Source organism: Streptomyces sp. O3 (assembly GCF_054788135.1).
In genome coordinates this window covers 1-17437 of record NZ_JBTVYK010000059.1, presented here as the reverse complement: position 1 = coordinate 17437, position 17437 = coordinate 1, and the positions used below count along the sequence as shown (strand labels likewise).

7 protein-coding genes are annotated in these 17437 nt (G+C 73.0%); 3 read left to right on the top strand and 4 right to left on the bottom strand.

Translation table 11 applies throughout. The features are described from left to right. The 3 genes from ACX6XY_RS25050 to ACX6XY_RS25040 are packed head-to-tail and all read right to left on the bottom strand — an operon-like array spanning position 1 to position 12087. Positions 1-312 (bottom strand): acyl carrier protein, encoded by a 312-nt coding sequence (locus ACX6XY_RS25050; protein WP_460335048.1) that lies wholly within the window; start codon positions 310-312, stop codon positions 1-3. Then, positions 309-5048 carry a type I polyketide synthase gene (locus tag ACX6XY_RS25045; protein ID WP_460335045.1) on the bottom strand — a complete coding sequence of 1580 codons (4740 nt, stop codon included), beginning with the start codon at positions 5046-5048 and terminating at the stop codon, positions 309-311. The genes ACX6XY_RS25050 and ACX6XY_RS25045 overlap by 4 nt, the downstream gene beginning before the upstream one ends. Before the next feature lie 7 nt (positions 5049-5055). After that, positions 5056-12087, bottom strand: coding sequence for an SDR family NAD(P)-dependent oxidoreductase (locus ACX6XY_RS25040; RefSeq protein WP_460335043.1), 7032 nt, complete (start codon positions 12085-12087; stop codon positions 5056-5058). A 446-nt stretch (positions 12088-12533) separates the two neighbouring features. Between ACX6XY_RS25040 and ACX6XY_RS25035 the strand changes: the two genes are divergently transcribed. Continuing rightward, positions 12534-13700, top strand: a complete 1167-nt coding sequence (locus tag ACX6XY_RS25035) for a DUF6801 domain-containing protein (RefSeq protein WP_460335041.1) — start codon at positions 12534-12536, stop codon at positions 13698-13700. Positions 13701-13805: 105 nt separating this feature from the next. Then, positions 13806-14849: a WxL protein peptidoglycan domain-containing protein gene (locus tag ACX6XY_RS25030; RefSeq protein WP_460335039.1), complete on the top strand. Its 1044-nt coding sequence runs from the start codon at positions 13806-13808 to the stop codon at positions 14847-14849. 150 nt (positions 14850-14999) lie between these two features. Here the strand turns inward: ACX6XY_RS25030 and ACX6XY_RS25025 are convergent, their stop codons facing one another. After that, positions 15000-16082, bottom strand: a complete 1083-nt coding sequence (locus ACX6XY_RS25025; RefSeq protein WP_460335036.1) for a DUF6801 domain-containing protein — start codon at positions 16080-16082, stop codon at positions 15000-15002. A 438-nt stretch (positions 16083-16520) separates the two neighbouring features. On the opposite strand from ACX6XY_RS25025, the gene ACX6XY_RS25020 reads away from it, so the two are divergent. Continuing rightward, positions 16521-17437: DUF6801 domain-containing protein (locus ACX6XY_RS25020; protein WP_460335033.1), on the top strand; the 917-nt coding region annotated here is incomplete at its 3' end.

The following is a 17437-nucleotide window of genomic DNA, read 5'->3' as shown; positions in this document are numbered from 1 at the left end:
TCAGCACCCCGTCCCGGCGGCGCGCAGCGCGTCGGCGACATAGGTCACCAGGTCTCCGACCGTCAGCGCGATGATCTCGTCCAGTTCCAGACCGGCGAGGTAGTCCGCGAGGTTGACGCCGGGCCCGTACCACTCGGCGAGGAGTCCGGCGAGGGTGACCAGGTCGATGCTCTCCAGCTCCAGGTCGTCGCCGAGCCGGGTGTCCATGCCGATGTCGGCCGTGTCCAGTACGGAGTCACCGAGCACCGTGCTGATCATCTCGGCTATCTCGGTGCGGATTCGGGGTACTTCGGGTAGCGCGGTCGCTTTCACAGGCCGTACTCCTTTGTCGTCCAGGCCACGACGTAGTGGTGGTGCGGTGATCCGGGTACGGAGGCCGAGATGTGGTCGCAGCGCACGTGGTGGCGCTGCCGCTCGGTCTCCACGAGCAGTCCGTACGGGCTCGCCGAGAGCACGGTGAACTCCCGTGGCCGGCCGCGCAGTCCGTGGCCCTCGGCCTTGGCCGCGGCCTCCTTGGCCGCCCAGAAGCGGGTGAACCACACCGCCTCGCCCGCCCCGGTGGCGCCGCTGAGCTCGGCGAGCAGTTCGCGTTCGCGGGCGCCGAGTGCGATGCGGTGGGTGGTCTCGGTGCGCTCGGTGACCAGTTCGATGTCGATGCCCACGCCGGTGTCCGGGTGGTCGCGCTCGGCGCGCGGGCGTACCAGGGCGACGGCGGTGTCGCCTCGGTGGGCCAGGGACAGGTCGAGGGGCGGCAGGTCGCGGCCGTGCGTGCCGACGGCGTACGGCCGCCCTTCGGCGTCGCTGCGGATGCCGATCTCGGCCGGGAACACCGGGCCCTCGCCCTGTTCCCACAGCCAGTGCCGCACCGCGTCCTTGGCGGCGATACGGCCGAGCAGCCACTGGCGGCGGCCGCGCGGCGGGTGGCTGGCGTACGCGGCGCGTTCGGGGGCGCCGAGGTGGGTGCGTACGGCGAGATCGCGGGAGGCCAGGTCGGGCCAGCGGTCCATGAGCAGGGTCCAGCCGCCGAGCCGGGCCTCGGACAGGGCGAGGCGTTCGGGGTAGCCGCCGGGCAGGTCGGCGCTCATCACGGTGAATCTGCGGTCCTGCCAGCCGGTGATCTCCGCCCAGACTCTGCCGTCCCTGACGAGCTGGACGTCCGCGGTGAGCAGTGACCGGGTGACGGACGTGATCTTGATGTGGCAGTCAGCCTTGGTGCCGGGCGGGGGTTCGGGTCCGAAGAACCGGAAGGCTCGCATCCTGACCGGGAAGACGACTCTGCGTTCGGTGTGCTCGGCCAGGATCCAGTAGCCGAGCAGCTGGCCGACGTTGTCGAGCAGCGCTCCGGGCGCCGTGGGTACGGTGAGGGTGCCGCGGATGTGCGCGTCGCCGATCCCGGTCAGCTCGGTGACGCCCTGGAAAGCGGGGCCGTGGAACATCCACCGGTCGCGGTACAGCTCGGCGGCGTCGATCTCGCAGGGCCGCTCGGCCTGCTGGCCGGGCCACCGGGCGGGCGGGCGCGCCGGGTAGTGCTCGGCGAGTTCGAGGACAGCGCGCGCGTACGGTCCGAAGTTCACGCGCACGCGTCGGCCGTCCGGCTCGGGGGTCACCACGGCCTCGACGAGGGTGGCGGGTTCGGCGGTCAGCCACTTTTCGAGGCGTACGTCGTGCGCGGCTACGGTATGGCGGCCGGGGAAGGCCCGCTCGGCGGCGTCCATCATGTGGCGGAGGACGGTGGTGGCGGGCACCACCGGGTGCCGGTCGGACAGTTCGGGCCAGCCGGGTCGCTGGGGTATGAAGCAGTGGTCGGTGAGATAGGGCATCTCGGCTACGGAGACGTGGAGTCGGCTGCGGTGTACGGGCGCGCGGACGGCGCCGCTGGCAGGGGTGCCGCTGCCGGTAGGGGTGTCGACGGTGGGGATGCCGTCCCAGAGGGGTATGACGCGCGCCTCGGCGGGGCGCTGGCCGGTCTGCCTGGGCGTCCCGGCCGCTGGCGTGCCCCGGCGCGCGGCCCCGCGACGCCGCGCGGGCTCCGTCGTCCGCGCACCGGTGAGCGTGGCGTCGTGGGGCCGCGCGCCTGCGATCAGGGTGGCCGCGGTGTCCGCCGTCTCGGCGAGGGCGGCGCGGAGTTCGGCCACCGCGGGGAACCGCTCGGCGAACCCAGCGAGGCGGTCTGACGCCTCGGGGCCCGCGCCGGAGCGGCGCAGTGCGGTGAGCAGCTCCGCGCGCAGGTCGGCCCGTACGGGGTGCGGCAGGGACACCGAGGCCGCGCCGAGGTCGAGCCGCACCGGCGGCCCGGACGGTCCCGAGGGCGCGCGCGGCGGGGACGCGGCAGGTGCGCGGGACGCGGCGGGCGCGCGGGACGCGGCGGGCGCGCGGGAGTCGTTCGGCGGCAGGCCTCGTGGCAGCGCGGCCTCGGCCCCCGGCCTGCCTTCGGCCCACAGGGCGCTCACGACACGCCGCAGCTGGGCCAGTCCGCCGCGCCGCGCCGCGCCCGCCGCGACGGTCAGCACGTCCCGCCCTTGCAGCGTGTCGGCGATCAGCGAGCCCAGCTGCCCACCGCCGACCTGCACGAAGGCCCGGCATCCCGCCGCGTACATCGCCTCGGTCAGCTGCCGGAACCTGACCGGCTCGACGAGGTGGCGTACGAACAGCTCGCGTACGGCGTCGGGCGCCGCCGGGAACGGCGCGGCCGTGGTGCCCGACCACACCGGTACGCGGGCCTCGCGCACCGGGGCGCGCCGCACGCCCTCGGTGAGCGGGCCGAGGTACGGGGTCAGCATCGGCGTGTGGAAGCCGGAGCGGAACGGCAGGATCTGGGCGACGATCCGCTGCTCGCGGGCCTCTTGGACCAGTTCTTCGACGGCTGGCCGCGGGCCGCAGATCATGGCCTGGCCGGGTGCGTTGTCGTGCGAGAGCACGACGTCGGTACGGCCGCCGAGCCACTCTTCGACCTGGTGCGCGGGGGCGCCCAGCGCGGCGAAGACGACACCGGGCACCCGCAGCGTGTCGGGGTCGAAGTCGGCGAGCAGCTCGTCCGCGGTGGCACGGTCGTAGAGGCCGCCCGCGAGCATCGCCGACCATTCGCCGATGCTGTGCCCGGCCACCGCGTCGGGTTCGACGCCCAGGGCTCGCAGCGCTGCGTCCAGGACGCGGCCGACGGCGAGCACGCCGATGCCATGGCGGCCGACATCGCCGACGACGGCGTCCTCGGTCTCGGTGAACGGCAGCCGGAAGTGCTGGGCCACCTCGGCCAGGCGGGGGGTGAACTCGGCTTCGAGGCCTGGGAAGACGAAGGCGAGCTTCCCGCCCGCGGACGGTGTCAGCAGCGGGTCGGGGGTGAACCACACATCGCCCCGGCCGCGCCAGGCGCGTCCCTTGGCGACCGCCCGCCGGGCCAGTGCCAGGCGTCTGGCGTCGGGGGCCACCACGGCGAGCCTGGCCCGGCCTTCGGGCGGGTCGGTGTCGGCCCGTGCCAGGAGCGCGGCGTCATCGCGGTCGAGGGCCCGCGCCAGCAGGTCCGGGGTGTCGGCGGTGAGCCGCAGGACGCGCTCCGGCTCCCGTACGTCAGCGAGGGCGGGGGGCGCGGCGGGGGCCTGGGCGGGTACGGGACCGCCGCCGGGGTCGAGGGCATGGGTGGCGAGCGCGGGGACGGGGGCTGCGGCGGGGGCGCCGCTGGGTTGAGGTGCCTGTTCCAGGACGACATGGGCGTTGATGCCGCCGAAGCCGAAGGCGTTGACCGCCGCCCTGCGCGTCGCGCCCGGCCAGGGCCGCGCGGCGGCGATCGGGCTGAACCGGGTCCGGGCGAGGTGCGGGTGCGGGTCCTCGCAGTGCAGGGTCGGCAGCAGTGTGCCGTGGTGGACGGCGAGTGCGGCCTTGACCAGGCTCGCCGCCCCGGCCGCTGGCATGGTGTGGCCGATCATCGACTTCACCGATCCGATGACCGCTGACGGTTCGCCTCGGCGGGGCCCGAACACCTCGCTGAGTGTGGCCAGTTCGGCGGCGTCCCCGGCCGGGGTGCCGGTGCCGTGCGCCTCCAGCAGCCCGAGGGCCTCCGGTGCCCGGGGGTCGAGGCCCGCCGCCCGCCAGGCCTGCCGTACCGCCCTGGTCTGGCCGCCGGGGTCGGGGCTCGCGAGGGCCGCGGCGCGCCCGTCGGCGGCTACCCCGGTGCCACGGATCACCGCGTAGATCCGGTCACCGTCGCGCTCCGCGTCGGCGAGGCGTTTGAGGACGACGATCGCGGTGCCCTCGCCGATGAGGATGCCGTCGGCCGCCGCGTGGAAGGGCCTGCTGCGCTCGCTGCGGGAGAGCGCGCCGAGCCGGGCGAAGACGCTCCACAGGGTGATGTCGTGGCAGTGGTGGACGCCGCCGGCGAGCATCAGGTCGCAGCGCCCGGTGGTGAGTTCGGCGACGGCCTGGTCGACGGCGATGAGCGAGGAGGCGCAGGCCGCGTCGGTGGTGTAGGCCGGGCCGCGCAGGTCGAGCCGGTTGGCGATGCGCGCGGCGGCCAGGTTGGGGACCAGTCCGATGGCCGCTTCCGGGCGGTCGGGGCCGAGCTGTCTGTCGAAGGCCGCCTCGACGCGGGCGAGTTGGCCGACGCTCAGTTCCGGCAGCAGCTCTCCCAGGGTTCGGGTGAGTTGGCGGCTGGTGCGTACCCGCTGGTCGTGGCGGGCCTGACCGGGGGTGAGATACCCGCCGCGGCCGAGGATCACGCCGATCCGCTCACGGTCCGGCAGACCTTGCCCGCCGCCCGCGTCGGCCAGGGCGCGGGCGGCGACCTGGAGGGCGATGAGCTGGTCGGGCTCCGTGCCGGGCACGGAGTCGGGCATCACCCCGAACCGGGCGGCGTCCACGGTGGCGTACGCGTCGACGAATCCGCCGCGTCGGCAGTAGATCCGCTCCGGATAGTGGGCGGCGTCCCAGCGGTGACCGGGGGCCTCGGTGATGGAGTCGGCGCCATGGGTCAGGTTGTGCCAGTACGCGTCGAGGTCGGGGGCGCCGGGGAGCAGTACGGCCATTCCGACGATCGCGACGGGCGCGGCTGCCGCCATGCCGCCCTCACCAGCCCGACGCGGTGAGGACGACGGAGGTGAGCGCCGGATCGCCCCAGGCCAGCTCCCGCAACAGGGCGAGGACGCCCTCGTCCGGGTCGATCAGGCGGATGCCTCTGCGGGCGTAGTCGCGGCCGAGTTCCGGGGTCACCATGCCGGTGTGCGCGCCGGTGGGCGCCCAGGGGCCCCAGTGCACGGTGAGCGCGCGGTGGCCGGTGCGGGCGGCCCAGTCGGCGCCGAGGCTCTCCAGTGCGGAGTTCGCCGCGGCGTAGTCGCTCTGGCCGCGGTTGCCGTGCACGGCGGCGATGCTGCCGAACAGCACGGCGAGCAGGGGGCGTTCGGTGAGGGCGGCCGCCGCGTCGAGGAGGTGGCGGGCGCCGTCCACCTTGGTGCCGTACACCCGCCGGAAGGACTCGACGTCCTTGTCCGCGAGCAGCCGGTCCTCGATGACGCCCGCGCCGGCCACGACGGCGTCGATCCGGCCGTGCTCGGCGAGCACTTCCTTGAGGGCGCGGTCGACCGCGTCCGCGTCCCGCAGATCGGTGGTGTGGTAGCGGGCGGGGCTGCCCAGCTCGGCCAACTCGGTGAGGGTGGACCGGACTTCGCGTTGGGCGAGGATCAGCCCCGCGGTGCGGTCCACCTCGGCCGGGGTCCGCCCGCCCACGGCGGCGAGGGCCGTCCGCAGCGCGGCACGGTCCGGCGCGGACGCCGTCGCCGGGTCCTCGGGGGCCTGGGGCGGCGGGGTGCGGCCGAGCAGCTCCACCTTGCAGCGGGCTGCGGCGGCCAGGGCGAGGGCGAACCTGGCGGTGATGCCACGGGCCCCGCCGGCGAACACGACGACCGACTCGGCGTCCAGGCCGCAGGCCGCGGCCTCGGCGGCTCCGTCACCCGCCGGGCCCGCGCCGCTGTGCGCCAGGGAACCGAGGGGAGTCGGCTCGGGGCGCGGGGCGGTGCGGCCCTCGGGGGTGTGGTCGACGACGGGTTCGCCGTCGGTGGCCGCCAGTTCGTCCAGCAGGGCCCGTGCGAACCGCTCGGGCGGTGTCGTGTCGCCGCCCACACGCACCAGTCGAGCGGTCGTCTCGGGATGTTCGCGCGCGATGGCGCGCAGCAGTCCGGGCAGCCCGGCGCCCGCGTCGCCGGTGCGGCGGCTGGCGCAGATGAGCCAGGACGGCTGCCGGTCGAGTGCGGACTTGAGTACCGCTATGTCGTCGGGGAGCACCGGTCCCGCGTCCTCGTCGAGCGCGGGCAGGTAGAAGACGCCGTCCAGGGGCTGGGGGGCCTGGGTGAGGCGGTGTCTCCGGTCGAGAACGGCTGCCGTGGCGCCGCGCCGGGCCAGTTCGTCGGCCAGGGCCAGGGCGACCTCGCCGCCGCCGTTGCGGGCTTCGGGGCTCCGCTGGCCTTCGCTCGCTTCGGTGGCTTCGCTGAGTACGGCGAAGTGTCGGCCGGTCAGGTCCACGGTGGCTGGCGGTGGGTCAAGGGGCGCCGGTCTGACGACGTACCGCTGGGGAGCCGCGCTCACCGGGGCTGACGCATCGCCCTGGGTGTCGGCCGGTTGCGCCCCTTCCGGGGCCGGGATGTGGTCACCCGGTGCCGGAAGGGTGTCCGTGGGGGCGTCGGGGGCATGGCGTGCGGTCAGCCACGAGGCGATCGCCGCCGCCGTGCGGGCCTGGGCCAGCTCCTCCAGCGCCCGGTCGTCGAGGTGCGTCCCGGTCGCGCCGCCGCCGAGCCGGGCGCCGAGTTCCCCGGCGATCTCAGTGCGCTTGATGGAGTCGATGCTCAGATCGGCCTCCAGGTCGAGATCGGGTTCGATCATGTCGGCCGGGTAGCCCGTGCGTTCGCTGATGATCTCCAGTACGGAGCGCAGCAGGTCCGCGCCGGTGGGCGGGGCGGCCTCGTCGGGTGCCGGTGCGGGCGGCGCGGAGATCGGTGCGGGCGGCGCGGGGACCGGCGTCGGGGTCGGGGCGGGGAGTTCCGCAGGTGACGGCAGGGTGCCGGGCTGGCCGACGCCGGAGACGGGTGCGCTGGCCACGGGCGTGGGCGCGGTGCCGAAGTAGGACAGCAGGACGTCCCGTTGGGCCGCGACCAGTTCCCGGCTGCTCCGCAGGAACTCCGAGACCAGGGCGTCCTGGTCGGGCCGGTCGGCGCGGTGTGGTCCGTTGCCGGTCACGTTTTCCTCCAAGGAGATACGTCGGGCCGGTCGCAGTGCGCCGGGCAGGGGTTCGCCCGCGGCGTCCCTGACGAGGTGGCCGTCCACGGTCCAGCCGGGATTCCGGGGGTGCGTCGTCCCCTTTGGGGTGTGCCGTCCGTGGAAGAGGGCGTCGGTGCGTACCGGCACGCCCGCCACCGCCAGCCGGGCCAGGCATTCCAGGAAGCCGCGCAGCCCGGCGTCGGGCCAGGGCTCGAGGGGAACCGCGACATGCGGGCGGCCCGCGAGGATCTTGCCGACCAGGCCGGTGAGCACGGTGCCGGGGCCCGCCTCGACGAAGATCCGGGCCCCGGCCGCGTACATCGCCTCGATCTGGTCGATGAACCGGACCGGCGCGCCGATCTGGGCGGCGAGGGTGTCCCGGACCTCGTCGGGCGACTGGGGGTAGGGCGCGGCTGTGGCGTTGGACCAGACCGTGAACTCCTGGTTCCGTACCGCTACTTCGTCCAGGTCCTCGCGGAACAGGGCGCTGGCGCCGGACACCTGGGGGCTGTGGAAGGCGCAGGCGACCGGCAGCTCCCTGGCTCCGTGTCCGGCCTCGCGCAGCGCCCGCGTCGCGTCCCGTACCGCCGGGGTGGGTCCGGAGATCACGGTCTGCTTCGGTGCGTTGAGGTTGGCGAGTACGACGCGGTCGGCGAGGCCCGCCGCTTCCAGGGCGGCGCGGGTGTGCCGCTCGTCGGCCGAGACCGCCGCCATGGTGCCCGGATCGTCACCGGCCGCGTCCAGGATGGCCTGGGCGCGGCGGCCGCTCAGGTCGAGCAGCGTCTGAGAGCCGAGGGTGCCCGCCGCGCTGAGGGCCACGAGTTCGCCGTAGGAGTGGCCCGCGGCCATGTCGGGGCGGACTCCGGCGCGGGTGAGCAGGTCGTGGCCTACTAGCCCCGCAATGCCCAGGGCCGGTTGGGCATTGCGGGTGTCGGTGAGTGCGGCGCGTTGCCGCTCTGCCGCTTCCGGCGCGAAGCCGTCCGCGGGGTAGAGCACGTCCGCGTAGGACGCCCCGAGCTCAAGGTGCCGCTGGAGTTCGGGGAAGGTGATCAGCAGGTCGGCCACCATGCCGGGGCGCTGGCTGCCCTGTCCGGGGAAGAGGAAGGCGACCTGGCCGTGTTCCGCGTCTTCCGTGGTCTCCGTGCCTTCCGCGGTCTCCGTGCCTTCCGCGGTCTCCGTGCCTTCTGTGGTCTCCGTGCCTTCCGCGGCTTGGGTCAGGAACACGCCGACGGCTGGGTCGTGCTCCCCGGCCAGCGCTTTGCGCAGCAGCACCGGCAGGCTCGCCAGGTCGGGGGCGACCAGCGCGATCCGCGCCGGTGCCGACCGTTCGGCGGCGCGGCGGGCGGTGCGGGCGGCCAGGTCCCGCAGCCGCCGGGGGCCGTCGGCCGCCGGATCGTCGAGTGTGTCGAGCAGGCGCTGGACCTCCCGCGCGGCCGTCTCCTGGTCCCGGCCGTGGAAGGTGAACAGTTCGGCGGGCCAGCCCAGATGGCCGTGCGCGGGCGGCGCGCCGTTCTCGTACGCGCCGAGCACGATGTGGAAGTTGGTTCCGCCGAACCCGAACGCGCTGACTGAGGCGTAGCGTTCGGTGGGCTGTCGCGCCCAGGGGCGGGCGCGGGTGTGGAAGACGAAGGGGCTCTGGTCCGGCTGCCAGGCGGGGTTGGGGCGGGTGAGTTGCCGGGTGGGCGGCAGTACCCCGGTGTGCAGGGCCATGGCCGTCTTGATCAGTCCGGCCAGTCCGGCGGCGCACTTGGTGTGCCCGATCTGGGACTTGACGGAGCCCAGGGCGCAGCTCGCCGGGGCGGCCCCGGCTTCCGTGAACACCTCGCTGAGTACGGTCAGTTCGGTGCGGTCGCCCACTACGGTTCCGGTGCCGTGCGCCTCTACCAGGCCGACGTCGGCGGGTGAGACTCCGGCGCGCCGGTAGGCGCGGTCGAGCGCCGCCTTCTGGCCTTCGGGGCGGGGCGCGGTCAGTCCTCTGCCCCGGCCGTCGCTGGCGCTGCCGATGCCCTTGATCACCGCGTAGATCTGGTCTCCGTCGCGTTCGGCGTCCGCGAGGCGCTTGAGGACGACGCAGGCGACGCCCTCGCCGAGCGCGATGCCGTCGGCGTCCGCGTCGAAGGTCCGGCAGCGTCCGGTGGGCGACAGGGCGCCGACGGAGGAGAACAGCAGGTAGTCGTTGATGCCGTTGTGCAGGTCGGCTCCGCCGCACAGCACCAGGTCGCTGGTGCCGAGTGCGAGTTCCTTGCAGGCGACGTCGACGGCCGCGAGGGAGGAGGCGCAGGCCGCGTCGACCGTGTAGTTGGCGCCGCCCAGGTCGAGGCGGTTGGCGATCCGTCCGGAGATGACGTTGGCGAGCATGCCGGGGAAGGAGTCCTCGGTCAGGCGCGGCAGCTGTCCGGCGAGCGCGGGCGGGATGTCGTCGACGTATGAGGGGAGTACGGTGCGCAGGGTGGTGGCGTTGGCGAGGTCGCTGCCCGCTTCCGCGCCGAACACCACGCAGGCGCGGGAGCGGTCGAAGTCCCGGTCCGCGTATCCGGCGTGGTCGAGTGCGCGGCGTGCCGCCTCCAGGGCGAGCAGCTGGACCGGTTCGATGGCGCCGAGCGAGGCGGGCGGGATGCCGTAGGCCAGGGGGTCGAAGGGGATGCGGGGCAGGAAGCCGCCCCAGGTGGAGGGGGTGGTGTCGGGGCCGGTGCCGTGGTAGACGGTCGGGTCCCAGCGGTCGGCGGGCACCTCGGTCACCGCGTCGGTTCCGGCGAGTATCTGCGCCCAGTACGCGTCCAGGCCGTCGGCTCCGGGGAACATGCAGGCCAGCCCGACCACGGCGACGTCGAGCGGGGCGGGTGTCTCATCGGCCGACGGGGCGTCGGGGGCGAACCGGGGCCGCAGCTGCCGCGCGCGTGCGCGCAGGAACCGCGCGGCCGCCTCGCCGACCGCGTGGTGCAGGGCGGCGATCGTGGTCCGGCTGGACCGCAGGACGGAGACCTGGCCCGCCATGAACATTCCGGCGGCCAGCTGTCGGGCGTCGTCGACCGCGTGCAGAGCTCCTGGGGCGGTGTCGGTTCCCTCGCCGTGCTCCGCCTGTTCGCCGCGCGTCGCCTGTTCGCCGCGCTCCAGGCCCTTGCTGGCGATGCGCAGCCGTCCGAGGTTCAGGCGCTCCAGCTCGGCCCAGACCTGCTGGTGCGGCAGGCCGCTCGCCCTCAGCTTCCGTTCCTCCACGGCGAATTCGGCCGTGTACGGGCTGGGTACGCAGCGGGTGGCGTGCCCCGGCGCGGTGCGCAGCAGTTCCGTCGTCCGCGCCTGGGCCACTTGTTCCTGGAAGCGTGGTTGTACGGCGCCGAGCGCGACGGCCTCCTCGGTGAACAGGTAGGCGGTCCCCATCAGGAGCCCCGCGGCCGCTCCGCGGGCGACGAGCGGTCCGGCCAGGGCCGCGGCCATCGCCGCGGACCGCTCGTCGTGGACGCCTCCGGCGAAGAACACCTCCAGGCGCTCTGCCGTGTCGGGGTGGTGCTCCGCGTACTCCTCCAGGACCTCCAGCTGGGCCTCCCACAGGGGGAAGGAGGCGAGCGGACCGATGTGGCCGCCGCACTCGGAGCCCTCGAAGACGAAGCGCCGCGCGCCCGCCTCCAGGTACTGGCGCAGCAGCCCCGGCGTGGGCACATGCAGGAAGGTGCGGATCCCGGCGTCCTCCAGCTCGGCCGCCTGTGCCGGGCGGCCTCCGGCGATCACCGCGTGGCTCGGCCGGAACTCCCGTACGGCGGCGAGCTGGGCCGCTCGGGTGTCCTCGTCGGCGAAGCCGAGGATGCCGACGCCCCAGGGGCGGCCCGCGAGTGCGTCGCGGGTGCGGGCGAGCAGGTCGCGGGTCTGCGCGCCGTCCGCGAGTGCCAGTGCCAGGAACGGCAGTCCGCCTTCGGATGCCACCGCCGCGGCGAATCCCGGCTGGTCGCTGACCCTGGTCATCGGCCCCTGGGCGAGGGGCAGTCCGGTACCCAGGGCGCTGGCCATGGCTGATCCCGTGCCCAGGACGGGGAGTCGCTCGCCCGTCGTGCTCTCGCGGATGACCGCGTCCTCGATGGCGGTGCGCACTGAGTGCACCGCTCGCGCGGTGGTGGCCCAGTGTGCGGCGAAGCGCGCGGCGAGATAGCCGTCCTCGCCGACCGGGAAGGTCTCGGCGTCCGGGCCGCGTGGGCGCAGCAGCCGGGTGCCGTCGGTGACGGTCGTCTCCGTCCCGTCCATGGCCGCCAGCGCCGACCGGTGTCGCTGCGGCAGTGTGGACTCGGCGAGCAGCGCCAGCTGTGTGTCGAGGACGACGCCGGTGGCTCCGCCGAGCACGGCGGCCGCGGCGGTGTGCGGTCCGATGCCTCCGCAGGCCCAGACCGGCAGCGCGACCGCCGGGTCGGCGAGGAGTTGTTGCAGCAGGACGAAGGTGCTGAGGTCCCCGATCCGTCCGCCGCTCTCGCTGCCGCGTGCGACCAGGCCGTCCGCTCCCGCGGCGACCGCCCGCAGGGCCTGCTCGCGATCGGTCACCTCGGCGAGCACCCAGTAGTAGTCGCTGAGTTCCGTGGCGTCCCACGCGGAGTCCACGCCGAGCAGCACGGTGTGCGGCCGACCCGTCGTGAGCGTGTCCAGGTCGGCCGGGTGCAGCGTGCAGCGCTCTCCCGCCCGGACTCCGAAGCCCTGGGGTTCGCTGTGGGAGAGCCGCGCCAGTTCCTCCCGTGCGGCGCGGTCGCCGGTGCCGAGGTCGAGTACCCCCAGGCCACCGGCCCGGCAGACCGCGCTCACGAGACGCGCGTCGGGCCGGCCGAAGGGGCTCACCCCTATGACGGTGTCCGGTATTTCCTCAGAAGGCGTCATCGGCGCTCCGCATCGTCGATCGCTACGGCTCGGCACGGCTCGGACGTTGAATTCACAATCGAGCCGAGAGCGGAACTTAGACGCGGGTCTCCGTACAGGTCAATGCTTGTTTCACCGCACCGGGAATTCCTGTGATCCGGTGAGCAACGATCTGGGTGTCGTTGTCATCCGGACTCGCATCGAGCATTCGGCGCCGCTCGAAGTGACCATGAGGCGGGGCGGCGGGAGTCTTTGGCAGCGGCGTATGAATCCCGCTGGCGGCGTACTCACTCGGACACGAAAAATTCCGCGCGTACACGCCGTCGAAATGTACCTGGAATGATTCCCTTGACCGTCAAACTACCTGCCAGTAGTTTTCCGGTCTGAAAACTGGTGCCGTATTTGTGAAAGGTAACGACGTATACGGCCATGCCCCATGCACCTTCATCCAGCACGAGAGGCAGCTCATGGGAGCCCAACACAAGAGATCCAGGACGCGCCGCGTCCTGAGCACGGTCGCCGCCACCGGACTCGTCACGGGTCTGGTCGCGCTCAGCGGTGGCACCGCCACCGCCGACCCGGTTCAGCTGAACCAGACGTACACCTGCACGTTCCCCATCATCAGCACCGATCCGATCAAGGTCGAGATCACCACCGACATGCCCGCCGCCATGGAGGTCGGCGAGACGGTACCCGAGTACGACATCACGGCCGTCACCGAGGTCAGCGAACGCGCGGCCCAGGGCCTCGGCGTCATGGGCGCCGTGACCCTGGAGGGCAAGGCCACCGCCGACGTCAACGTCACGCTGCCCGGCGGCGGGAATCTTCCCATCAAGGTGGTGAACACCGTCGCCCAGGCCGACATCCCGAACCCGGCGGCCGCGTTCGAGGTCACCGCCACCGGCAAGTCGCCCGGCGACTTGCTGACCTGGGCCGACGCAGGCACCGCCGCGTTCGACGTCACGGGGCTCAACCTGCACAACATGATCGCCCGCGACGCCTCCGGCACGCCGGTGCACCTCCCGCCGTTCGAGGACGAGTTCAGCGCGGACTGCACACTCGACGCCGGGCAGCCCACCACCCTGCACACCATGACCATCGGTGGCGGTGAAGTGGACCCGGATCCGAACCCGGACCCGAACCCGGACCCCGGACCGGACCCCGGCTCGCAGACCGGCGAGCAGGACCTGAACGCCACGGTCACGCCCAAGCAGGGTGGCGGCACCCTCTCCATGATCCAGGCGGGCGACTCGGTCGCCCTGTCCCCGGTCGAGGAGGGCACGGGCGGCAGCTCCACCGGTGACCTGCACACGGTCACCGTCTCCGACGACCGGAACGGCGCCACGGGCTGGTCGCTGACCGGCAAGGTCACCGACTTCACCGGCGACGCCGGTGCCATCGGCGCGGACCAGCTGGGCTGGACGCCGTCCTGCGAGACCGCGCCCGGCTCCGCCAGCACCTGCGTCCCCGGCACGGAAGGCACGGTGGGCACCGAGGGCGCCACTCTGGCGAGCGCCCCCGACGCCGCTCAGACCGGAGGCGAGTTCGCGGTCGGCGCGGGGCTCTCGCTCGACGTTCCGGCGAGCGCGGCCCCTGGTGACTACTCGGCGGTTCTCACGCTGACGCTCACCTGATCCCGCTCCCCCTCGGTGGGTCGGCCGTCCCCACGGCCGGCCCACCTCTTCGGCGTTCCCAACGTCGGCCGCTCACGTTCATCCGCCTCGCTCTGGGGGTCGCACATGCCCGACACGCACACCAGGAAAACCCCGCACAGGTCCCGCTCACCCCGCCCGTCGCGCCGCTTCGGACCGGCGCTCCTGGCCGTGCTGGCCCTGGCGCTCGGCCTGCTGCTGGCGGGCCAGCCGCCGCGTGCGCACGCGGCGGACAACGGCCGCTGGTCGGTCTTCCCGGCGGGCTCCGACCGCACGGCCGGGGGTGCGGCGCAGAAGCCGTACTTCCGTATGAAGGCCGACCCCGGTACCACCATCAAGGACAAGGTCACCGTCTCCAACCTGGCGAAGGAGCCCGTGACCTTCCTGGTCTACGGGACCGACGCCTACAACACCCCGCGCGACGGCGGCTTCGCGGTGCGCGAGAAGACCGAGCGGCAGCGGTCCGTCGGGCTGTGGACGCGCCTGGAGCGTACGGAGGTCACGATCCCCGGAGGCGGAAAGGCGACCATCCCGTTCACGGTGACCATCCCGCGCAAGGCGACGCCCGGCGACCATCCGGGGGCGATCGTCGCGCTGGACAAGCGCGTCGCGCAAGCGGAGGGCACGGGGGTCGGCATCCGGCAGGCCGTGGGCGCGCGGGTCTACCTCCGGGTCAACGGCGAGCGGTCGCCCGGCCTCGACGTCAAGGACGTCCGATTCGACTACGCGGTGCCCCTGGTCCCCGGTCTCGGCAAGTCCGCCACGGTCTCCTACACGCTGGTCAACAGCGGAAACACGCTGCTGAAGCCGCACGTCGACCTCAAAGCGAAGGGCCTGTTCGGCCGTACGTCCTTCCAGAGCGCAGCCGACCGGCTTCCGGCCGAGCTGATGCCCGGCCAGCGGGTGCGGGTCACCGAGAAGTGGGGTGCGCCGCCGCCGGTCGACTGGGGGCGGCTCGAAGTCACCGCGTCCGACGGTGACGGCGAGCTGGTGGCGAGTACCGGCACCGCCTACCGCACGGTGAACCGGCTGGCGCTCACGCTGGGCCTGGTCCTGCTGCTCGGTGGGCTGGTGGCCTGGTACGTGGTACGGCGGCGGCGCCGCGGGGCGCGTGCCGTCGCCGGGGCTTGACTCCAACGGGGGTCAGCGCTGACGGGGGCTCAGCGCCGGCAGGAGTCAACTCCGACGCCACGCGCCCGCGGTTCCGGGGTGGTCTCGCTCCGGAGCCGCGGGCGCGGTGGGGTCGGGGTCGTTATGGTTTCGCTGCCCATGTCGCCCGTGTCAGGCGCTCTGGCTCTGCTCACCGCCCCTGATCCGGCGTGCGGCGTAGGACACGGTCCCGATCCCAGCCGCGCAGAGTCCCCCGGCCGCGGCGAGCGCCAGGCCGACCCCGGACGTCCCCGTGTCGGCGAGCGAACCGCTCGAACCGGTCACCGAGGTGCCGAGCAGAGTCCCGGAGGCCCCGGAAGTTCCGGAGGCTCCGAAAGTTCCGCCGCTGATCCCTGAGCCGCCGGTGCCGCCTGAGCCGCCTGAGCCGCCACCCGTCGTGCCTCCGGTGGTGGTTCCGGTGGTGGTTCCGCCGCCCGTCGCGGGGTCGGCGGGGCTGGCCGGGTCTGACGGGTCCGTGGGCGGATCGGCTGGGTCCGAGGACGGATCCGTCGGATTCGCCGGGGGGTCGGCCGGGTCCGTGGGCGGATCCGTCGGGTCTGTGGGGTCGGTCGGGTCGGTCGGGTCGGTTCCGCCGTCGCCCTCGATGGTCATAGTGTGCAGCGTGGTCGGCTGACCGGCCTCAAGTGTGCAGTCCGCGTCGAACTCGCCCTTGAACGGCGGCAGATCCACCGGGTCGCCCGCGTCGTCTCGGGCGATCATGTCGTGCAGCTTGAGGCCCGCGATGTCGAACTTCGCGGTGCCCGCGCTAGCCCAGGTAAGCAGCCCACCAGGGGACTGGCCCGTCGCCGTGACCTCGAACGCGGCGGCCGGGTCGGGGATCTCGGCCTGGGCGACCGTGTTCACCACCTTGATCGGCAGCTCACCGCTGTCGCCAGGCAGGGTGACGTCGACGTCGGCGGTGGCCTTGCCCTCCAGGGTCACGGCGCCCATGACGCCGAGGCCCTGGGCCGCGCGTTCGCTGACCTTGGTCACCGCCGTGATGTCGTACGCGGGCACCGACTCGCCGACCCTCATGGTCGTCGGCATGTCCGTGCTGATCGCGACTTCGATGGCGTCGTCGTTGATGATCGGGAACTTGCAGGTGTACCTCTGTGTGAACGACACCGGGTCCGCCGACGCCCCGCCCGAACCGGCCAGGGCGAGCACCACCCCGGCGACTCCGGTCAGCGCCGAGCTCCATACCAGGCGTGGCACCGCCCTTCCCTTGTGCGTTCTCTCGCGTGCTCGCGTGTACCGCTCCCTGTCGTGCTGCTCGTCCATGCACTTCCCTACTTTCAAAAGACACAGTCGAGCAATTAGTACTGGCGGGTAGGGGGCCGGTCAATCAGATAACCTCAGATGGGATTTCCGAAATCCAGCAGTTGTCATCCAGATACATATGCCTACTCACCCAGGTCACAAAAGGTGAGGGAAGCGGCTGCCGTTCGCATCGGTCGGCGCAGCAGACCTTGACCCGGACCATACTGCTCAGTAGTTTACCGGTCTGAAACGTTGCCGTATCGATGACAGAATTCCGCTATGGCGACTTCCGCGTCTCCGGATATTCCCTGGACGACAGGGCCGGTGATTCCCAGGGAATCCCGGAGGCGCCGTCAGAGTTCGTGCCCACTCACACAGCACGAGAGGTAGCTCATGAGAGCTCAGCGAATGTCGGTCCGGGGCCGTGGTGGCCTGAGCGCGGTCGCGGCCGCGGGACTCGTAGCCGGCCTGGTCACCCTCAGCGGGGGACCCGCATCGGCCGACCCGGTACAGCTGAATCAGACGTACATCTGTACGTTCCCGATCATCAAGGATGATCCGATCAAGGTCGAGATCACCGCCGACATGCCTGCCAGCATGAAGGTCGGTGACGAGGTGCCCGCGTACGACATCACGGCCGTCACCGAGGTCAGCGCACGCGCGGCCCAGGGCCTCGGCGTCATGGGCGCCGTGACCCTGGAGGGCAAGGCCACCGCCGACGTCAACGTCACGCTGCCCGGCGGCGGCGGGAACCTGCCCATCAAGGTGAAGAACACCGTCGCCCAGGCCGACATCCCCGACCCGGCGGCCGCGTTCAACGTCATCGCCACCGGCCAGTCCCCCGGCGGGCTCCTGACATGGGATAAGGAGGGCACCGCCGCGTTCGACGTCACGGGACTCAACCTGCACAACATGATCGCCCGCGACGCCTCCGGCACGCCGGTGCACCTCCCGCCGTTCGAGGACGAGTTCAAAGCGGACTGCAGGTTCGACGGCGACCAGCCCACCACGCTGCACACCATGACCATCGAGGGTGACGGCAGCACCGATCCGACGAACCCCACAGACCCGACGGACCCGACCGACCCCACAGACCCGACGGACCCGACCGACCCGACGGACCCGACCGACCCGACGGACCCCACGGACCCGACGGACCCCACGGACCCGGCCGACCCGACCGACCCCACGGACCCGACCGACCCCACAGACCCCACGGACCCGACCGACCCGCCTGAGCCGGTGAAGCTCGACTTCGACATCAAGGGCCGCTCCGACATCAAGGCCGCCAACGGCAGCACCCCCCTCAG

What these genes read in the sequence shown, in the direction of transcription:
- ACX6XY_RS25045 (WP_460335045.1), bottom strand. Translation starts at nt 5,048, where the DNA reads ATGGCGGCAGCCGCGCCCGTCGCGATCGTCGGAATGGCCGTACTGCTC.
- ACX6XY_RS25040 (WP_460335043.1), bottom strand. Translation starts at nt 12,087, where the DNA reads ATGACGCCTTCTGAGGAAATACCGGACACCGTCATAGGGGTGAGCCCC.
- ACX6XY_RS25035 (WP_460335041.1), top strand. Translation starts at nt 12,534, where the DNA reads ATGGGAGCCCAACACAAGAGATCCAGGACGCGCCGCGTCCTGAGCACG.
- ACX6XY_RS25030 (WP_460335039.1), top strand. Translation starts at nt 13,806, where the DNA reads ATGCCCGACACGCACACCAGGAAAACCCCGCACAGGTCCCGCTCACCC.